Below are 15,144 nucleotides of genomic sequence, written 5' to 3'. Positions count from 1 at the left end.
GGGCTTTGTCGGACAAATTTGCTGGATTTCCAGTTGCTGAGGCCTCAAGTCGGCCTTAGACTGCCGCCCCTCGTAAATTGAGTGCCGGGTGGCGTTTGCCATAAACGATGCCTTTCCGTCGACCGGACACGGTTCGCCGGAACGCTCCCTAATTCGCCTTAATGCACGTTTTTTTATAGAGATATCAATGACAAAGGACAAGTTGCTGGCCATGCCGGCAGATGACTACATGAATTCCGAGCAACACGCTTTCTTCAGCGAGCTGTTGCAGAACATGAAAGTCGAAACCCATGAGCGCATTGAGCAAAACCGTATCGCCATCGAAAGCCTGGACACCCCGGCTGACCCGGCGGACGCGGCTTCGGTTGAAGAAGAGCGCACTTGGCTGGTCAACGCGATCGATCGCGACCAGCGCATGCTGCCGCAACTGGAACAAGCCCTCGAGCGCATCAAGGAAGACAGCTTTGGCTGGTGCGACGACAGTGGCGAGCCTATTGGCTTGAAACGTCTGCTGATCAGCCCGACCACCAAGTACTGCATCGAAGCTCAAGAGCGTCACGAGCAAATCGACAAGCACCAGCGTCAGGCCTGATTCCTGAGGCGACCCATGAAAGTGGGTCACCCCGAAAAGATCGCAGCCTTCGGCAGCTCCTAAACAGAGCTGGCGGGGCTGCGATCTTTGTTTTTGCTTGTCTGCGATATTCCCCGCCGTTCCATTGACATGCCACAGGCCCCACGACTAACGGACCATAGATAATGGCGTTGTAGTGGCGTTTAATGCAGCCACAACAATGAGAACAAGCGTGGGGTGTTGATATGACGAGAGATGGATCTCTGGTTGGGGCGCTGCCTGCACCAGTGCTTTTGCCGAAAAACCGCTGGATCGCACCGACCCTGCAAAGCATCGCCCTGATGCTGTTGTTGGCCGGCATGACGCTGGGTGAGTGGTCGCTTTACGTTGGCATGCCGTTGGCGGTGCTGATTGTCTGGCTGCCGCGCCTGCGCTCCCGGACCCTCCCCGATGTACAGCCTGCCGACAATGGCAGCGCCATTTCCGAACTGACCCGAGACCTTTCTTACACCACCAGCCATAACGCCTTGTCGGCGGCCGGGGTGGCGTTTTCGGTCAAGGAGCTGGCGAGCAAACTTGAATCGCAACTCGATGCTGCGGCGCGAATCGTCAGCAATGCCGAAGTGATGATCGCCACGGAACAGGCGACTTCGCAGCTCAGCCGCGAAGCACTTGAGGCTGCCAGCGAGGCACATCACAGCAGTGCGGCGGGACGTACCGAACTGGTTGACTCAATTACGCGTATGCATCAGCTCAGTCAGCGCGCCAATGCCAGCCGTGAATTGATCGAGGCCTTGAGCCTGCGCAGCGACGACATTCAGCGGGTGACGCTGGTGATTCAGTCGATTGCCAGCCAGACCAATCTGTTGGCGTTGAACGCAGCGATCGAAGCGGCGCGGGCCGGTGAGCATGGGCGGGGCTTTGCGGTGGTGGCGGATGAGGTGCGCGGGTTGGCGGCACGCACGGCGTCGGCAACCGGCGAAGTCGGCGAGATGGTCGCCGACATCCAGCAACGCACGGCGCAGGTGGTGGAGCAGATCCGTGAGCTGTCCAGCGATCTGCAAACGGGCGTCGAACAGGTCGAGCACACCGGTCAGCATCTGGAGAACATCGCGCGTCTGGCCGCCGGGGTGGAAAGTCAGGTCGGCGAGATCGCCCGTGGCGCGGAGACCAATCGCGAGCAACTCGACAGCCTGTTTAAAGCCATTGAGCAGATGCGCAGCGATTTGGCGATCAGCGATCAACAGACCCGTCGACTCGCCGAAGCGGCGGTGCAGATGGAAGGGCAGGCGGAAACCATCAGCGAACGTCTGGCTGAAGTCGGTCTGGATGACTATCACCAGCGCATTTATGACCTGGCGCGAGAAGGCGCGAGCCAGATCGCGGCGCGGTTCGAGGCGGATGTCGAGCAAGGGCGGATCAGCCTCGAGGATCTGTTCGATCGTCAGTATCAGGCGATCCCGAATACGCAGCCGGCGAAGTATCAGACCCGGTTCGACCGCTACACCGATCAGGTTCTGCCGGCGATTCAAGAACCGTTGCTGCCGCGCCACGAGGGGCTGGTGTTTGCCATCGCCTGCACGCAGCAGGGTTATGTGCCGACGCACAATCAGGCGTTCAGCCAGCCATTGACCGGTGATGCCCAGGTCGATGCGGTCAACAATCGCACCAAGCGCAAGTTTGCCGACCGCACCGGGATTCGCTGTGGCAGCCATCAACAACCAGTGCTGTTGCAGACCTATACGCGTGATACCGGCGAGCTGATGCATGACTTGTCGGTGCCGATCATGATCAAGGGCCGACATTGGGGGGGATTGCGTCTGGGCTATAAACCGGAAGGTCCGCGCTGAGCGATTGTTACGGTTGATGCAATGAATCTGTGCAGGGCCGTTGCTGTTTCCTCCTTGGGGAAATCATTAACATGCCGACTTAGTTAGGTGGCTAATGATTTTGGAGGTCAGCATGCAATGCAGAGTTGATGTCGCCGTGATGATCGGCAGTGGCGTGCCCGCCGGTTTGCGCGCAATGGGGCAAAGCGTCTGCTGGGTGGTGTTGCTCAATGGTGAGCGGCGCGGCACCGCGTTTGCCAGTCGCGATGAGGCCGAAGAGTGCAGGGCTGCGTGGCTCGCGCAGTTGCATGCTGAGCCTGGGAACAGCCTGCACTGATCAGGGTTACTTGCCGTCGTGTATGCGTACGTTCAGTTCATCGAAGACTATTGCCCTGTCGTCGTCCTTGCCAATCCACTCTTCAAGCGTTTGCTTTTGCGATTCTGACCAGAAGGGGGCATCGACCAGTTTGGTGTCGGCATCCAGTGGATGGGCTTCAATGAAGTCGTCGATATCTGCGCTTTCTGAAGGCAAACCCAACTGATCGAACAGTGTTTTCAAGTTGTAAGCTTCCAGATCCATCATGTGCTCCTTTCTGAAATGCGCCGGTATGGCGCAGTCAATCACTCTTTATCTGAGGCAGCTGCTGGCCAGGAGTTCGATTTGCATTTCGAGTGAGCGAGCCAGCGCACACGCCTCGTTGTGATCTTCGCGGAAACCTCTTACGCGTCCGGTCGATTTTTCCTTTATGTGGTAAAAGGCATTGCCCGCCGGCACCACTTGAAAGCGTGGGGCCTGAGCGTTTTCGCCGGGGTACTGCAGATCGTTCATATCGGTCACATGCAGGATCAGAGGCGATTTGAGTCGGGCGTCAGCGGACATGGCGAAGTGAGTCAGGGTGCACATGTGAAGTCCTTTTCATCAGTTGGCCGATAATTACAGGCCGTTTCGGGTAGTCGTGAAGAGCATCGCTGCTCTAGAATCGCCAGTACCTGTTGACGACAGGGCTTATCTAAAGCAATTTTTCGCGAGTGATATGTCGGAAAAGTGCTTTTTTTCGTGCGAATTTTCCCTAAAGTTCGTAGTCAGCTTTCTCTGTCAGCCGTTAAGGATTTTTCCTTCGAGCTTTGGCGACATCGGGTGGCGTTTCGCGAGTGACAATCCCGTAGTCTTGCAAACCTCGCGTTGAACGAGTTCGCTGCTCGGTTCGGGTTTTTATTTGAGTATTTCGCAGTTCCATCGGCCTGGCCGTTTTTTTGCCGTGCGCGTTTTCCGTGTGCGGTTTTTTCAGATCTGGGGATGTTTCTTTGGCAGTCAGTAATCTCGATATGCATGCTTTGTTCGTGTTGGGTGATTTGCGTGCAAAGCTGGTCAAGTTGTTCCAATCGCGTTTTGTTTACATCACCGAGCAAAACGCCGAAGGCATCTATGTCGCTGAAATCGACACCGAAAATGCTTTGGTGGTGGATGACAAGCCGGGGCTCAAGCTCAAGGTCGGCGATCATTTCAGCGCCTCGGTCTTGCCCAGCCGCGAAGGCGGCAAGATGGACATCCGTTTTCGCGAAATCAAACTGACGGTCTATGGAATTGGCGATTACGCCTTCGTCGAGACCGCTGATGGCCATGCGATCCTGTTCAAGGAAGGTCACAGCGTGGTGACCGTGTTTGCCGCCCATCAGCAATTGCAGGAAGGCCTGACCAAAACTCTGAAAGCAGTCACCGCCAAAGCCGCGAAGTGGCGCAAGGGCGAGCTGGTGACTTTCAAGGCCAGTGAGTGATCGGTGGTTTGAGCCGCGCCGATTTCCATTCGCAGAACCTCGACAGCGCGCGTGAGGACGCCAGGCGGTTGTTCGCGGCGAAGTCCGAATTGCGAGGCGCGTGGCTGGGTTGGGTGGCGTCGCAGATCTACGCGCTGCGTCCAGCGGAATACGCCAGCATGGTCAGACGCGAGTTGCAGAGCTTGCAGGAAAATTCTGATTCGTAACCTCGTCCGGGCCCAGGCCCTGAAAAAGCAGGAACCTCGTCTACAGTCAGTTGACTGAGTATTCAGAGGCTTGCGGTCTTCTCTCAGGCCATCCTGCCATTGCTGTGAACAGCACGAGGTGCAATGCATGAACGGATTTCGACGGTTACTGGCCGCCAGCGTGGCCACATTCGCTTTGCTGGGTTCGGCGCAATCGGCCGTTGCGGCACAAGCGCCGATCCATTTTGCCGACCTGAACTGGGAAAGCGGCAGCCTGATCACCGATGTCCTGCGGATCATTGTCGAGAAGGGCTATGGATTGCCCACCGACACCCTGCCCGGCACCACCATCACCCTAGAGACCGCGCTGGCCAACAATGACATTCAGGTCATCGGCGAAGAGTGGGCGGGGCGCAGTCCGGTGTGGGTCAAGGCCGAGGCCGAGGGCAAGGTTGTCAGCCTGGGCGATACGGTCAAAGGCGCCACCGAAGGCTGGTGGGTGCCGGAATACGTGATCAAGGGCGACCCGGCCAAAGGCATCAAGCCGCTGGCGCCGGACTTGCGCAGTGTCACTGACCTTAAAAAATACAAGGACGTGTTCAAGGACCCGGAAAGCCCGAGCAAGGGACGTTTCCTCAACAGTCCGATTGGCTGGACGTCGGAAGTGGTCAACAAACAGAAGCTGACGGCTTACGGGTTGCAGGACGACTTCACCAATTTCCGCAGTGGCTCGGGTGCGGCGCTGGACGCCGAGATCAGTTCTTCGATTCGTCGGGGTAAACCGGTGCTGTTTTACTACTGGTCGCCGACGCCGCTGCTGGGCAAGTTCAAACTGGTGCAGCTGGAAGAACCACCATTTGATGCCGAGGCGTGGAAGACCCTGACCGACGCCGATAATCCCAACCCGAAACCGACACGCTCGCTGGCGTCGAAGTTGTCGATTGGCGTGTCTACGCCGTTTCAGAAGCAGTATCCGCAGATTGCCGAGTTCTTCAGCAAGGTCGATTTCCCGATCGAACCGCTGAACAAGGCATTGGCGGAGATGAGCGAGAAACACACGGCACCGCGGCAAGCGGCGGAAGCGTTCATGAAGGCGCATCCGGAAGTGTGGCAGGCGTGGTTGCCGAAGGATGTGGCGGACAAGGTTTCAGTTGAGCTGAAATAGAGGTCGTTGCGGCTGGACTCATCGCGGGCAAGCCCGCTCCCACAGGTTTTATTGTCGGGCACAAAGTGCATGTACGACACTAAACACTGTGGGAGCGGGCTTGCCCGCGATGCTTTTAGAACCGGGTTTGTACCGCCAGTTCGAAGGTGCGCGGTGTGCCCAGGTAATACGCCGGCGACACATGCGCGAATTCGGCATACACCTCATTGGTCAAATTGCGCACGCGGCCGGTGACGGTGGTGTGCGAATCAACCTTGTAGCTGAGGAAGCTGCCAAACAACGTGTAAGACGGCACGGTCATGGTGTTGGCGCTGTCGGCGTACACCGAGGCCACGTAACGCGCATCGACCCCGCCTTGCCACTGCGGCGAAAAATCATAGGTCAACCACAGATTGCCGACCCGGTCCGGAACGTTGGTCGGCGTGTTGCCCTTGCGCGACACCACCACGCCAGCGGCACTCTTTTCAGTGAAGTCATCGTACTGCGCGTCGACCCAGGCGAAGTTGCCCTCGGCCAGCAGTTTGTCGGTTATCCGTAATGAGCTGGCAATCTCGATGCCTTTTGACGTCTGCTGGCCGACCGGAGTGCTGCTGGTCGGGTCCAGCGGATCGGTAACGGCGAAGTCCTTTCGTTCGATGGTGTAGGCCGCCACCGTGGCCGAGCCGCGTCCGTTCAGATAGTCGAACTTGCTGCCGATTTCCCATTGTTTGCCGGTCGAGACGTCGAAGTCTTGCGTGCCGTTCGGTTGCTCCGCCGCAGTGCTGTACTGCACGTAGACATTGGCCGACGGAATGAACTGATAGGTCAACCCGGCACGACCGGTCAGCGGTTCCCAGCTACGTTTGAGATGCTTGGGATTGGTCGCGGTGACGGTGCGGTGGTTGGTCACGTCGAGGTCGATATCGTCATAACGCAGGCCTGTAAGCAGCGACAGTTTGTCGGTCAGCGCCAGGCGGTTTTCCACAAACAACGCTTTGGTGGTGACCTCGTTGGTCTTGTCGCTGATCAGCTTGGGATTGGTGCCGGGAATATCGTAGAAATGCCCGGGCCGATAGCTGTTCGGGTCCACCGTGCTCGCGCCTTTGATGTTGAGCGGCGAGTTGGTGGTCTGGTTGACCTTGTACTCGAAGCCACCGGACCACGTCGTCTCCAGACCGAACAACGTGTTGTCGTGACGCAACTCGAACTGGTTGCCGTTCTGTTCGCCTTGATGCCGCACCTGATAGGCCGTCGAGCGGTTCACCGCGGAGTTGTCGGCGTTGTACTGGTAGGTTTCGAGGTTGCGGTAATCGCGCTGGCTGCCGAGGTGATACAGCGTGTTGCGCAGTGTGGTGCTGTCGTTGATCCGGTAGTCGATGATCGAGCGTACCCAGATCGTCCGCTGCTCGTAGCGACCGTCTTCGACGTTGTAGTTGTTGAAGCGATTGTGTTTATCGATCTTCAACTCGCCGGCCTTGGGGTTGAGCACGGGGGTGCCCCAGTACGGACTGTCTTCGTGTTCATCCTGATATTCCAGAGCCAGGGTGTGCGACAGGTTTGGCGTGAGGTCGCTGAGCAACGAGAACGCCACGCTCCAGGCATCGCGCTCCTGGCGGTCGATGTAGCCGTTGCTGGTGTTGTGACTGACGTCCAGTCGCGCGTAGTGCTGCACGTCGCTACCCGGGTCGGTCAACGCATGGTTGAGACTGAACGCGGTTTCGGTGGTGTCGTAGCTGCCGTAGCTGACCCGGCCTTCAACAGCCTGTTCATCGCGGCTCGCCAGTTTGGTCACGTAGTTCAACGAGCCGCCCACCGAGCCTGCGCCGTTGATCAATGACGACGGGCCGCCGACCAGTTCGACCCGATCGTAAATCCACGCGTCCACCGGCCGTGCGAGGCCGCCGGATACGTTAATGCCGTTGAACATCTGGGTGATCTGGCTGCTGGTGAAACCGCGATAGGAGACGAAGCCGCCAAAGCCCGGCGGTGCGCTGGCGTTGACTCCGGGCAGGGTGTTGGCGGCGTCCTGGAAGTTCTGCGCGCCGTGGCGTTCGATGTCGTTGCGGTTGGCGATGGCGACCGAGGCGGGCGTGTCGCGCATGCTCAAGCCGAGGCGCGAGGCCATGCCGCTGGATTGGTCGAGGCTCAGGCCCGGCTCCGTGCCGGATTCGCCATCGATGGTGATGGGCGCCAGATCTACGGTGGATTGCGCCCAGACGTTAACGGACAGGCAGCCGCACAGGCTCGCCAGCAGAGTGAGTTGTTTCATTGTTGAATCCTGAATGCTTGTCTAGGAATCAGCGCACAGGCAAACGCCGCGCGTTGGCGCAGTGAGCTGAAAAATCAAAAAGGCAAAGTCACTCAGGCGAGCGGCGGGGCGCGAGGGTTGGCGGAGGGCCAGGTGAAGCGAGCAGGGAGGTCGGCACTGAAGATAGGGGCCAGTGGCGGGCTGTGTTGCTCCGGCAGGATCGCCAGGGTCAGGCTGGAGTTGAACGCCGGGCCCATGCCGCCAGTCGAGCACAATGGGCAGCCAAATGCTTTGGACAGCGTCGGCAGTTTTTCTTCGGTGGGATTGCTGGTGAGCGGCGCTTGAGTCGCCGGATCGACCGTACAGAACTGACCACCGATGCCGTTGAGCTGCATCCCGACCATTTGTCCGTGACCGATGCTGCAGGCGAACACGTTGAACAGGACGCAGCAGTAAAGCATCCAGGCCAGGAGTGAACGATCGGTACGGGAGAATTTCATGGGGCGGCACTTTACCGTACCGTTGATCGGTCGTGCACTTGAAAAAATTGCGACTAGGATGATTTGTTCAAATCCCTTTCAAGGATTTCAACCATGACCTTTGTGTTGGCTCAATGGCTGGTGACTGTTTTTGCGGTAATCGCCCTGGTGCATGTGTACTGGGCGCTGGGCGGGCAATGGGCGGCGGTGGCGGCAGTGCCACAAGTTCCGGTGGGAGGCTTGGTGCCGACAGTGCGACCGGCATTCAAACCGTCGGGCTGGATCACGTTGGTGGTGGCTGCGGCTTTATTGGCGATTGCCGCGCTGGTGTGTCTGCGGGTCGGCTGGGGCGTGCAGGCGGTGCATCACAAGGCGTTGCAATGGCTGATCAGTGCGATTGCGCTGTTGATGTTTGCCCGGGCGATTGGTGATTCGCATCTGGTGGGGTTTTTCAAGGAAGTGAAGGGTTCGCGGTTTGCCCGGTTGGATACCTGGGTGTATTCGCCCTTGTGCGCGTTGTTGGGGGCGGGGTTGTTGGCAGTGGCTTGGGTTTGAGGTCAGGTCGGATTTGTGTGGTTGCTGAACTGGCCTTATCGCGGGCAAGCCCGCTCCCACAGTGATTGTGGGTGTACACAAATACCGGACCCCACCTGAAACCCTGTGGGAGCGGGCTTGCCAGCGATGAGGCCAGCACCAACACCACAAGGATTCGGAATCAACTACCGCTTTCAGTGCGGCGGCTGCTGACTTCGGCCGGCACATCATCCCCGGCCATGCGCTTGCGGAACAACGCCGCCCGGGCCAGCAGCAGTGTGGTCACCGGCACGGTGATCGCCAGCAGGATCGGAATCAGCCACGCGTGCACCACCGGCCCGGACTTCAGCGCCGAAAAGCAGATGATCGAGGCCAGCGCCACGCACCACGCGCCCAGCGTCGAAGCCAGTGCCGGCGGATGCATGCGCTGGAAATAATCCTTCATCCGCAACAGTCCTATCGCGCCGATCAGCGCAAACAAGCCGCTGAGCACCAGCAGGATCGCCACCGGAATCTCAACCCACAGAGACAGTTCCGCATTCATTCGATCACCTCGCCACGCAGCAGGAATTTCGCCAGGGCAAACGAGCCGACGAAGCCGAACAGCGCGATCAGCAGCGCCGCTTCAAAGTAAGTGTCACTGGAGTAACGAATGCCCAGGGTCAGCATCATCAGCATCGCCACGATATACAGATAGTCCAGCGCGAGTACCCGATCCTGCGCCGACGGCCCTTTGAACAGGCGTACCAGCGTCAGCACCATGGCCAGCGAGAACAGGAACAGCGTCAGCAGAATCGCGTTCGACAGTAATGGGCTCATTCGAAAATCTCCATCAACGGCCGCTCGTAAGCACTCTTGAAGTGCTCGATGAATTGCGCCTCGTCATCCAGATCCCAGACGTGCAGCAAGAGAATGCTGCGATCCAGTGCCAGTTCCGACCACACCGTGCCGGGCACCACCGTGCAAATCATCGACAACGTGGCCAGACCGTGGGCGTCGCGCAGGTCCAGCGGCACTTTCACGAAGCACGAGCGAGGCGGGCGGCGACCGGCGTTGAGCACGCCCCAGGCAACGATCAGGTTGGAAACCACAACATCGCGCCCGACGAGGAAGAACAGGCGCAGGATCGTCAGCGGTCGGCGGATGCGCACTTGTTTCGGACGCAACTTGCGCATCATCAACGGCGCGCAGAATCCCAGAATTGCGCCAAGCAGCAGGTTGCCCGGGCTGATCGACAGGTTCAGGGTCAACCACAACGCACATAGTGCAAGAGAGAGTAACGGTGCCGGAAACACGCGCTTCATGGCTGCACCTCCAGCACGGCTGCCTTGGCTTCCGGACTCGGCACAGCTCGGGTGCCGAGCACCGCCATCACGTATTGCTGCGGATTGTTCAGGGCATCGGCCGTGGCCTGGGTGTAGCGCAGCAACGGTTCAGCCTTGAAGGTCAGGGCGATGCTCAAGCCCAGCAGCAGGAAAATCGGCGCACATTCGAGTTTGCGCAGTAACGGTGAAGGGCGCTCTTCCGGCGTCCAGAAACGCTGGATGCCGAGGCGCGAGAACGCCATCAACGAAGCCAGCCCCGACAGGATCAACAGCGCCAGCAAGGCCCACGCGGCATTGGATATCGGTGCGCCGGTGCCCAATCCCAGCGGATTGAGCAGCGCGCCGATCAGGCTGAGCTTGCCGATAAACCCGGACAGCGGCGGCATGCCGATGATCAGCAGGGCGCAGGCAATGAAGCTCAGCCCGAGAAAGGCCATGGTCCACGGAATGACCTGACCGACAACGGCCTTCTGCTCGTCGTCGAGGTTGATGCCTTTGGGCGGCTGCAGGGATTCCTGCGGTCGCGGTAGCAGCTCGCTTTCGTCTTCCAGCGGGATCTCGTTGGCCGAGCGCGAACGCTCGATCAACTCGGCCAGCAGGAACAGCGCGCTCAGGGCCAGGGTTGAGCTGACCAGATAGAACAGCGCCGCGCCGATCAGGTTCGGCTGGGCGAAGCCGACGGCCGAGAGCAGGATCCCCGCCGAGACCAGAATGCTCAGGCTGGCCATGCGCTCCAGGCGTTGTGCGGCAAGAATCGCCAGCGCCGCGCAGGCCATGGTCGCCATGCCGCCGTAGATCAGCCAGTCACCGCCGAAGAACGCCGACGCCCCGGCTTGCCCGGAGAACAGCAGCGTCCACAGACGCAGCAGGGTGTAGACGCCGACCTTGGTCATGATCGCGAACATCGCCGCCACCGGGGCACTGGCCGAGGAGTAGGCCGGCACCAGCCAGAAGTTCAGCGGCCACATGCCAGCCTTGGCCAGGAACGCTACGGCGAGAATCCCCGCGCCGGCATGCAACAAGCCACGGTCGGCTTCCGGCACCAGCGGAATTTTCAGCGCCAGATCGGCCATGTTCAGGGTGCCGGTCACGCCGTAGATCAACGCCGCGCCGATCAGAAACAATGACGAGGCCAGCAAATTGATCGAGATGTAATGCAACCCCGACGACACCCGCGCGCGACCCGACCCATGCAGCAACAGGCCATAAGACGCGGCCAGCAGCACTTCGAAGAACACGAACAGGTTGAACAGGTCCGCCGTCAGGAACGCGCCGTACAGGCCCATCAACTGAATCTGGAACAGTGCATGGAAACTCGAACCGGCGCCGTCCCAACGCGCCATGGCGAAGAGGAGGGCGCTGACGCCGATGATCCCGGTCAGCACCAGCATCAGCGCGGACAGGCGATCGACCACCAGCACAATGCCGAATGGCGCCTGCCAGTTGCCCGGCAGGTACACGCCGATCGAGCCGGGCACGCCAGTGGTCTGCGTCCATTGCAGCAGCATCACCGAAATGAACAGGCCGACGAGGCTGGAGAACAGGTTGATTTTCGCCTTCAGCGGCCGGTGCCGTTCGCCGAGCATCAGCATGATCGCGGCGGTCAGCAGCGGCAGCAGGATCGGTGCGGCGATCAGGTGAGTCATCGCCATCATTCCTTGGGCTCCCGGCCGTCGACATGGTCAGTGCCGGTCAGGCCCCGCGAGGCGAGCAGCACCACCAGGAACAGAGCGGTCATGGCGAAGCTGATGACGATTGCGGTCAGTACCAATGCTTGTGGCAGCGGGTCGGTGTAGTGCAGCAAGTCTTGCGTCACGCCGTCCTTGATCACCGGCTCCTTGCCGATGAACAGGCTGCCCATGCTGAAGATGAACAGGTTGACTGCATACGACAGCAGGCACAGCCCCATGACCACTTGAAAGGTCCGTGGCCGCAGGATCAGCCAGACACCGGAAGCGGCGAGGACGCCGATGGCGATTGCGATGACTTCTTCCATCAGACGGCTCCTTTGCTGGCGACGGACTTGGGCAACGATGCGGTCTTGTGACCCCTCACCGATTGGTGGGCGAGGGCGGTGAGGATCAGCAGGGTCGAACCGACCACTACGCCGTACACGCCAATATCAAAGAACAGCGCACTGGCGATATGGATGTCACCCAGCAGCGGCAGGGTGAAATGCCAGGTGTGCGTGGTGAGAAACGGATACCCGACCACCATCGCGCCGAGCCCGGTAGCAGTGGCGAACAGCAACCCGGTGCCCATCCAGCGCAGCGGCCGCAGGCTCATTTGCGCCTCGACCCACTGTGTGCCGGCAACCATGTATTGCAGGATGAACGCCACCGACATCACCAGTCCGGCGACGAAACCGCCGCCCGGTTGATTGTGCCCGCGCATGAACAGGTAGAACGACACCACCAGCGCAATCGGCAGCAGCAGGCGCACCAGCACCGCCGGCACCATCATGAAGCCGAGCGCGGTGTCGCTGGCCGACCGCGGGTTGACCAGATCGGTAACCACGTCCGGTGCCAGCAGGCGTTGCTGGGCTGGCAGTTGCAGGCTTTCTTTCGGTGGGCGGAAGCGGCGCAGCAGAGCGAACACAGTCAGCGCTACGGCAACGAGTACGGTGATTTCGCCGAGGGTATCGAAGCCGCGGAAATCCACCAGCATCACGTTGACCACGTTGCTGCCACCGCCCTCAGGCATGGCCCGGCTGAGGTAGAACGAGGAGATGTCGTTTGGCGTCTGCCGGGTGAGCATGGCGTAGGACAGCAGCGCCATGCCGCCGCCCACGGCAATCGACAGCAGCAAGTCGCGCAAACGGCGAATACGCGCCTTGCGCAGGCTGCTTGGCAGTGGCGAGACTTCTTCGATGCGTCGCGGCAGCCAGCGCAAGCCCAGCAGGATCAGCACGGTGGTCACCACTTCGACCGCCAGTTGCGTCAGCGCCAGATCCGGTGCGGAGAACCAGACGAACGTCACGCAGGTCATCAGGCCACAGACGCTGACCATGGTCAGGGCGGCGAGACGGTGATACTTGGCCTGCCATGCCGCACCGAGGGCACAGGCAATCGCCAGCAGCCACAGGGTTACGAAGACGATGGAGCCCGGAATCTTCGGCCGGTCGCCCCAACTCAGGCTGCTGTGCAGCATCGGGATCAGGCCGGCGAGTACGGCCGCCAACACCATCAGGAACAGTTGCATTTGCAGGCGCCGGGTGCCGAGTCGACGTTCTACCCGACGGGCCATGCGCATCATCTCCACCAGACTGCGCTCGAACAGGCGCTTGCCGTTGAAGCGGCCTACCAGTGGCGGATATTTGAAGCGGCCCTGTCTGAACTGATTGCGCAGCAAGAGGTAGAGCACGATGCCGCCAGACATGGCGATCAGGCTCATGATCATCGGTGCGTTCAAACCGTGCCAGATCGCCAGGCTGTATTCCGGCAGGGGACCGCCGACAACCGGCAATGCTGCGGCGGCCAGTAATGGACCGACGATCTGTGCCGGGAAAATGCCCACCAACAGGCAGGTGAACACCAGCAATTCGACGGGGGCGCGCATCCAGCGCGGTGGTTCGTGCGGGGTGTGCGGCAGGTCGGTGGCCGGTGGACCGAAGAACACATCGACCGTGAAACGCAGCGAATAGGCGACGCTGAAGGTACCGGCGATGGTCGCGACAATCGGCAGCGCGGCTTCGACCCACGCGGTGGCGTTGATGAACACGGTCTCGGCGAAGAACATTTCTTTCGACAGGAAACCGTTGAGCAGCGGCACGCCCGCCATCGAGGCGCTGGCGACCATGGCCAGCGTCGCGGTGAACGGAATCAGCTTGATCAGACCGCTGAGCTTGCGGATATCCCGCGTGCCGCTCTCGTGGTCGATGATACCGGCGGCCATGAACAGCGAGGCCTTGAATGTCGCGTGGTTGAGGATGTGGAACACCGCCGCGACCGCTGCCAACGGACTGTTCAGACCCAGCAGCAAGGTGATCAGGCCAAGGTGGCTGATGGTCGAATAGGCCAGCAGACCCTTGAGGTCGTTCTGGAACATCGCGCAATACGCGCCGAGCAGCAGCGTACAGGCGCCGGCGCCGCTGACGATATAGAACCATTCTTCACTGCCGGACAGCGACGGCCACAGGCGTGCGAGCAGGAACACCCCGGCCTTGACCATGGTTGCCGAGTGCAGATAAGCCGAAACCGGGGTGGGCGCCGCCATTGCGTGCGGCAACCAGAAATGGAAGGGAAACTGGGCGCTTTTGCTGAGGGCGCCGATAAGAATGAGGGGTAGCAGAATAGGGTAGAGGGCATGTGCGCGAATCTGATCGCCGGCGGCCAGGACCTTGTCCAGGTCATAGCTGCCAACGACATGGCCGAGGATCATGACCCCCGCCAGCAGGCATAAACCACCGGCCCCCGTGACCATCAGCGCCATGTAGGCGCCACGACGGGCGTCGGCGCGGTGATGCCAGTAGCCGATCAGCAGGAACGAGAAGAGGCTGGTCAACTCCCAGAAAAACACGATCTGGATCAGGTTGCCGGAAATCACCAGCCCGAGCATGGCGCCCATGAATGCCAGGAAAAACGCGAAGAAACGCGGCACCGGGTCGTCCGGCGACATGTAATAGCGGGCATATAAAGAGACGAGGGTGCCGATGCCGAGCACCAGCATCGAGAACAGCCAGGCAAAACCGTCCATGCGCAGAACGAAGTTCAGGCCGAGGCTGGGCAGCCACATGAACTCTTCGCGGATGACGCCGCCGTGGGCGATTTGCGGGTACAACAGCGCGACCTGGACGGTGCCGATCAAAGCGACCAGACCTGCCAGCAGGGATTCTGTATTACGCGCGTTATGTGGCAGCACCGCTGCCAGACAGCTGCCAATGAATGGCAGAAGCAGTAGAACTATCAGGGACATAGGCTTCTAATCTGCGGAAGTTTGTGAAGCATCATACGTGCCAGCTCCCCGATCACCAAACGCCAGGATGTCTCAGAATCCTACAAAGTAGTCTGAAAATTTGTGTTTGGCCTTATTTCAGGAGGGGGACGTCGTCTTT

Annotated in this window: 17 protein-coding genes; 7 read left to right on the top strand and 10 right to left on the bottom strand. The window is 60.0% G+C overall.

The annotated features are described in order from the left end of the window. Window positions 1–187: 187 nt before the first annotated feature. The 3 genes from ACIONG_RS06415 to ACIONG_RS06405 all read left to right on the top strand — a co-directional run bounded on the left by ACIONG_RS06415 (window position 188) and on the right by ACIONG_RS06405 (window position 2,737). The gene (locus ACIONG_RS06415; protein ID WP_103303415.1) at window positions 188–592 is read left to right on the top strand and encodes a TraR/DksA family transcriptional regulator; all 405 of its coding nucleotides are present in this window, start codon (window positions 188–190) and stop codon (window positions 590–592) included. 224 nt (window positions 593–816) lie between these two features. Continuing rightward, window positions 817–2,421, top strand: a complete 1,605-nt coding sequence (locus ACIONG_RS06410) for a methyl-accepting chemotaxis protein (RefSeq protein ID WP_401297492.1) — start codon at window positions 817–819, stop codon at window positions 2,419–2,421. A 112-nt stretch (window positions 2,422–2,533) separates the two neighbouring features. Beyond that, window positions 2,534–2,737, top strand: coding sequence for a hypothetical protein (locus tag ACIONG_RS06405; protein WP_401297490.1), 204 nt, complete (start codon window positions 2,534–2,536; stop codon window positions 2,735–2,737). 6 nt (window positions 2,738–2,743) lie between these two features. Here the strand turns inward: ACIONG_RS06405 and ACIONG_RS06400 are convergent, their stop codons facing one another. Further along, the gene (locus ACIONG_RS06400) at window positions 2,744–2,980 is read right to left on the bottom strand and encodes a DUF2789 family protein (protein WP_103303417.1); all 237 of its coding nucleotides are present in this window, start codon (window positions 2,978–2,980) and stop codon (window positions 2,744–2,746) included. A gap of 48 nt (window positions 2,981–3,028) precedes the next feature. Continuing rightward, entirely contained in the window at window positions 3,029–3,304 is a 276-nt protein-coding gene (locus ACIONG_RS06395) for a hypothetical protein (protein WP_401297488.1), read from the bottom strand. A gap of 422 nt (window positions 3,305–3,726) precedes the next feature. On the opposite strand from ACIONG_RS06395, the gene ACIONG_RS06390 reads away from it, so the two are divergent. The 3 genes from ACIONG_RS06390 to ACIONG_RS06380 all read left to right on the top strand — a co-directional run bounded on the left by ACIONG_RS06390 (window position 3,727) and on the right by ACIONG_RS06380 (window position 5,526). Next, the gene (locus ACIONG_RS06390; protein ID WP_177431379.1) at window positions 3,727–4,176 is read left to right on the top strand and encodes a hypothetical protein; all 450 of its coding nucleotides are present in this window, start codon (window positions 3,727–3,729) and stop codon (window positions 4,174–4,176) included. An 8-nt stretch (window positions 4,177–4,184) separates the two neighbouring features. Beyond that, window positions 4,185–4,382, top strand: a complete 198-nt coding sequence (locus ACIONG_RS06385) for a hypothetical protein (RefSeq protein ID WP_401297581.1) — start codon at window positions 4,185–4,187, stop codon at window positions 4,380–4,382. Window positions 4,383–4,509: 127 nt separating this feature from the next. Further along, window positions 4,510–5,526, top strand: coding sequence for an ABC transporter substrate-binding protein (locus ACIONG_RS06380; RefSeq protein WP_103303420.1), 1,017 nt, complete (start codon window positions 4,510–4,512; stop codon window positions 5,524–5,526). 115 nt (window positions 5,527–5,641) lie between these two features. Here ACIONG_RS06380 and ACIONG_RS06375 read toward each other — a convergent pair whose 3' ends face one another. Then, window positions 5,642–7,774: a TonB-dependent receptor gene (locus tag ACIONG_RS06375; RefSeq protein ID WP_401297485.1), complete on the bottom strand. Its 2,133-nt coding sequence runs from the start codon at window positions 7,772–7,774 to the stop codon at window positions 5,642–5,644. 92 nt (window positions 7,775–7,866) lie between these two features. Further along, window positions 7,867–8,253: a DUF2946 domain-containing protein gene (locus ACIONG_RS06370; protein ID WP_103303422.1), complete on the bottom strand. Its 387-nt coding sequence runs from the start codon at window positions 8,251–8,253 to the stop codon at window positions 7,867–7,869. A 93-nt stretch (window positions 8,254–8,346) separates the two neighbouring features. Between ACIONG_RS06370 and ACIONG_RS06365 the strand changes: the two genes are divergently transcribed. Next, the gene (locus ACIONG_RS06365; protein WP_401297483.1) at window positions 8,347–8,787 is read left to right on the top strand and encodes a DUF3995 domain-containing protein; all 441 of its coding nucleotides are present in this window, start codon (window positions 8,347–8,349) and stop codon (window positions 8,785–8,787) included. Between the two features lie 160 nt (window positions 8,788–8,947). Here ACIONG_RS06365 and ACIONG_RS06360 read toward each other — a convergent pair whose 3' ends face one another. From ACIONG_RS06360 to ACIONG_RS06335, 6 genes are read right to left on the bottom strand one after another with little or no spacing between them, the layout of a single operon-like run. Then, on the bottom strand, window positions 8,948–9,310 hold the full coding sequence (locus tag ACIONG_RS06360; protein WP_122600082.1) for a Na+/H+ antiporter subunit G: 363 nt from the start codon (window positions 9,308–9,310) through the stop codon (window positions 8,948–8,950). Continuing rightward, a complete protein-coding gene (locus ACIONG_RS06355) occupies window positions 9,307–9,585 on the bottom strand; it encodes a K+/H+ antiporter subunit F (RefSeq protein WP_007910754.1) in 279 nt (92 codons plus the stop codon). The genes ACIONG_RS06360 and ACIONG_RS06355 overlap by 4 nt, the downstream gene beginning before the upstream one ends. Then, window positions 9,582–10,070, bottom strand: a complete 489-nt coding sequence (locus ACIONG_RS06350) for a Na+/H+ antiporter subunit E (protein ID WP_213028347.1) — start codon at window positions 10,068–10,070, stop codon at window positions 9,582–9,584. Before ACIONG_RS06350 ends, ACIONG_RS06355 begins: the two co-directional genes overlap by 4 nt. After that, window positions 10,067–11,746 carry a monovalent cation/H+ antiporter subunit D gene (locus ACIONG_RS06345; protein WP_213028348.1) on the bottom strand — a complete coding sequence of 560 codons (1,680 nt, stop codon included), beginning with the start codon at window positions 11,744–11,746 and terminating at the stop codon, window positions 10,067–10,069. The genes ACIONG_RS06350 and ACIONG_RS06345 overlap by 4 nt, the downstream gene beginning before the upstream one ends. Then, window positions 11,743–12,087, bottom strand: coding sequence for a Na+/H+ antiporter subunit C (locus ACIONG_RS06340; protein WP_008085854.1), 345 nt, complete (start codon window positions 12,085–12,087; stop codon window positions 11,743–11,745). The genes ACIONG_RS06345 and ACIONG_RS06340 overlap by 4 nt, the downstream gene beginning before the upstream one ends. Next, entirely contained in the window at window positions 12,087–15,005 is a 2,919-nt protein-coding gene (locus ACIONG_RS06335) for a monovalent cation/H+ antiporter subunit A (RefSeq protein WP_315446621.1), read from the bottom strand. Before ACIONG_RS06335 ends, ACIONG_RS06340 begins: the two co-directional genes overlap by 1 nt. Window positions 15,006–15,144 lie beyond the last annotated feature (139 nt).

The organism is Pseudomonas sp. NPDC087817, from assembly GCF_044742875.1.
Classification (GTDB): Bacteria; Pseudomonadota; Gammaproteobacteria; order Pseudomonadales; family Pseudomonadaceae; genus Aquipseudomonas.
Note: the sequence above shows the minus strand (reverse complement) of the source record. Positions and strands in the feature narration are given on the sequence as shown.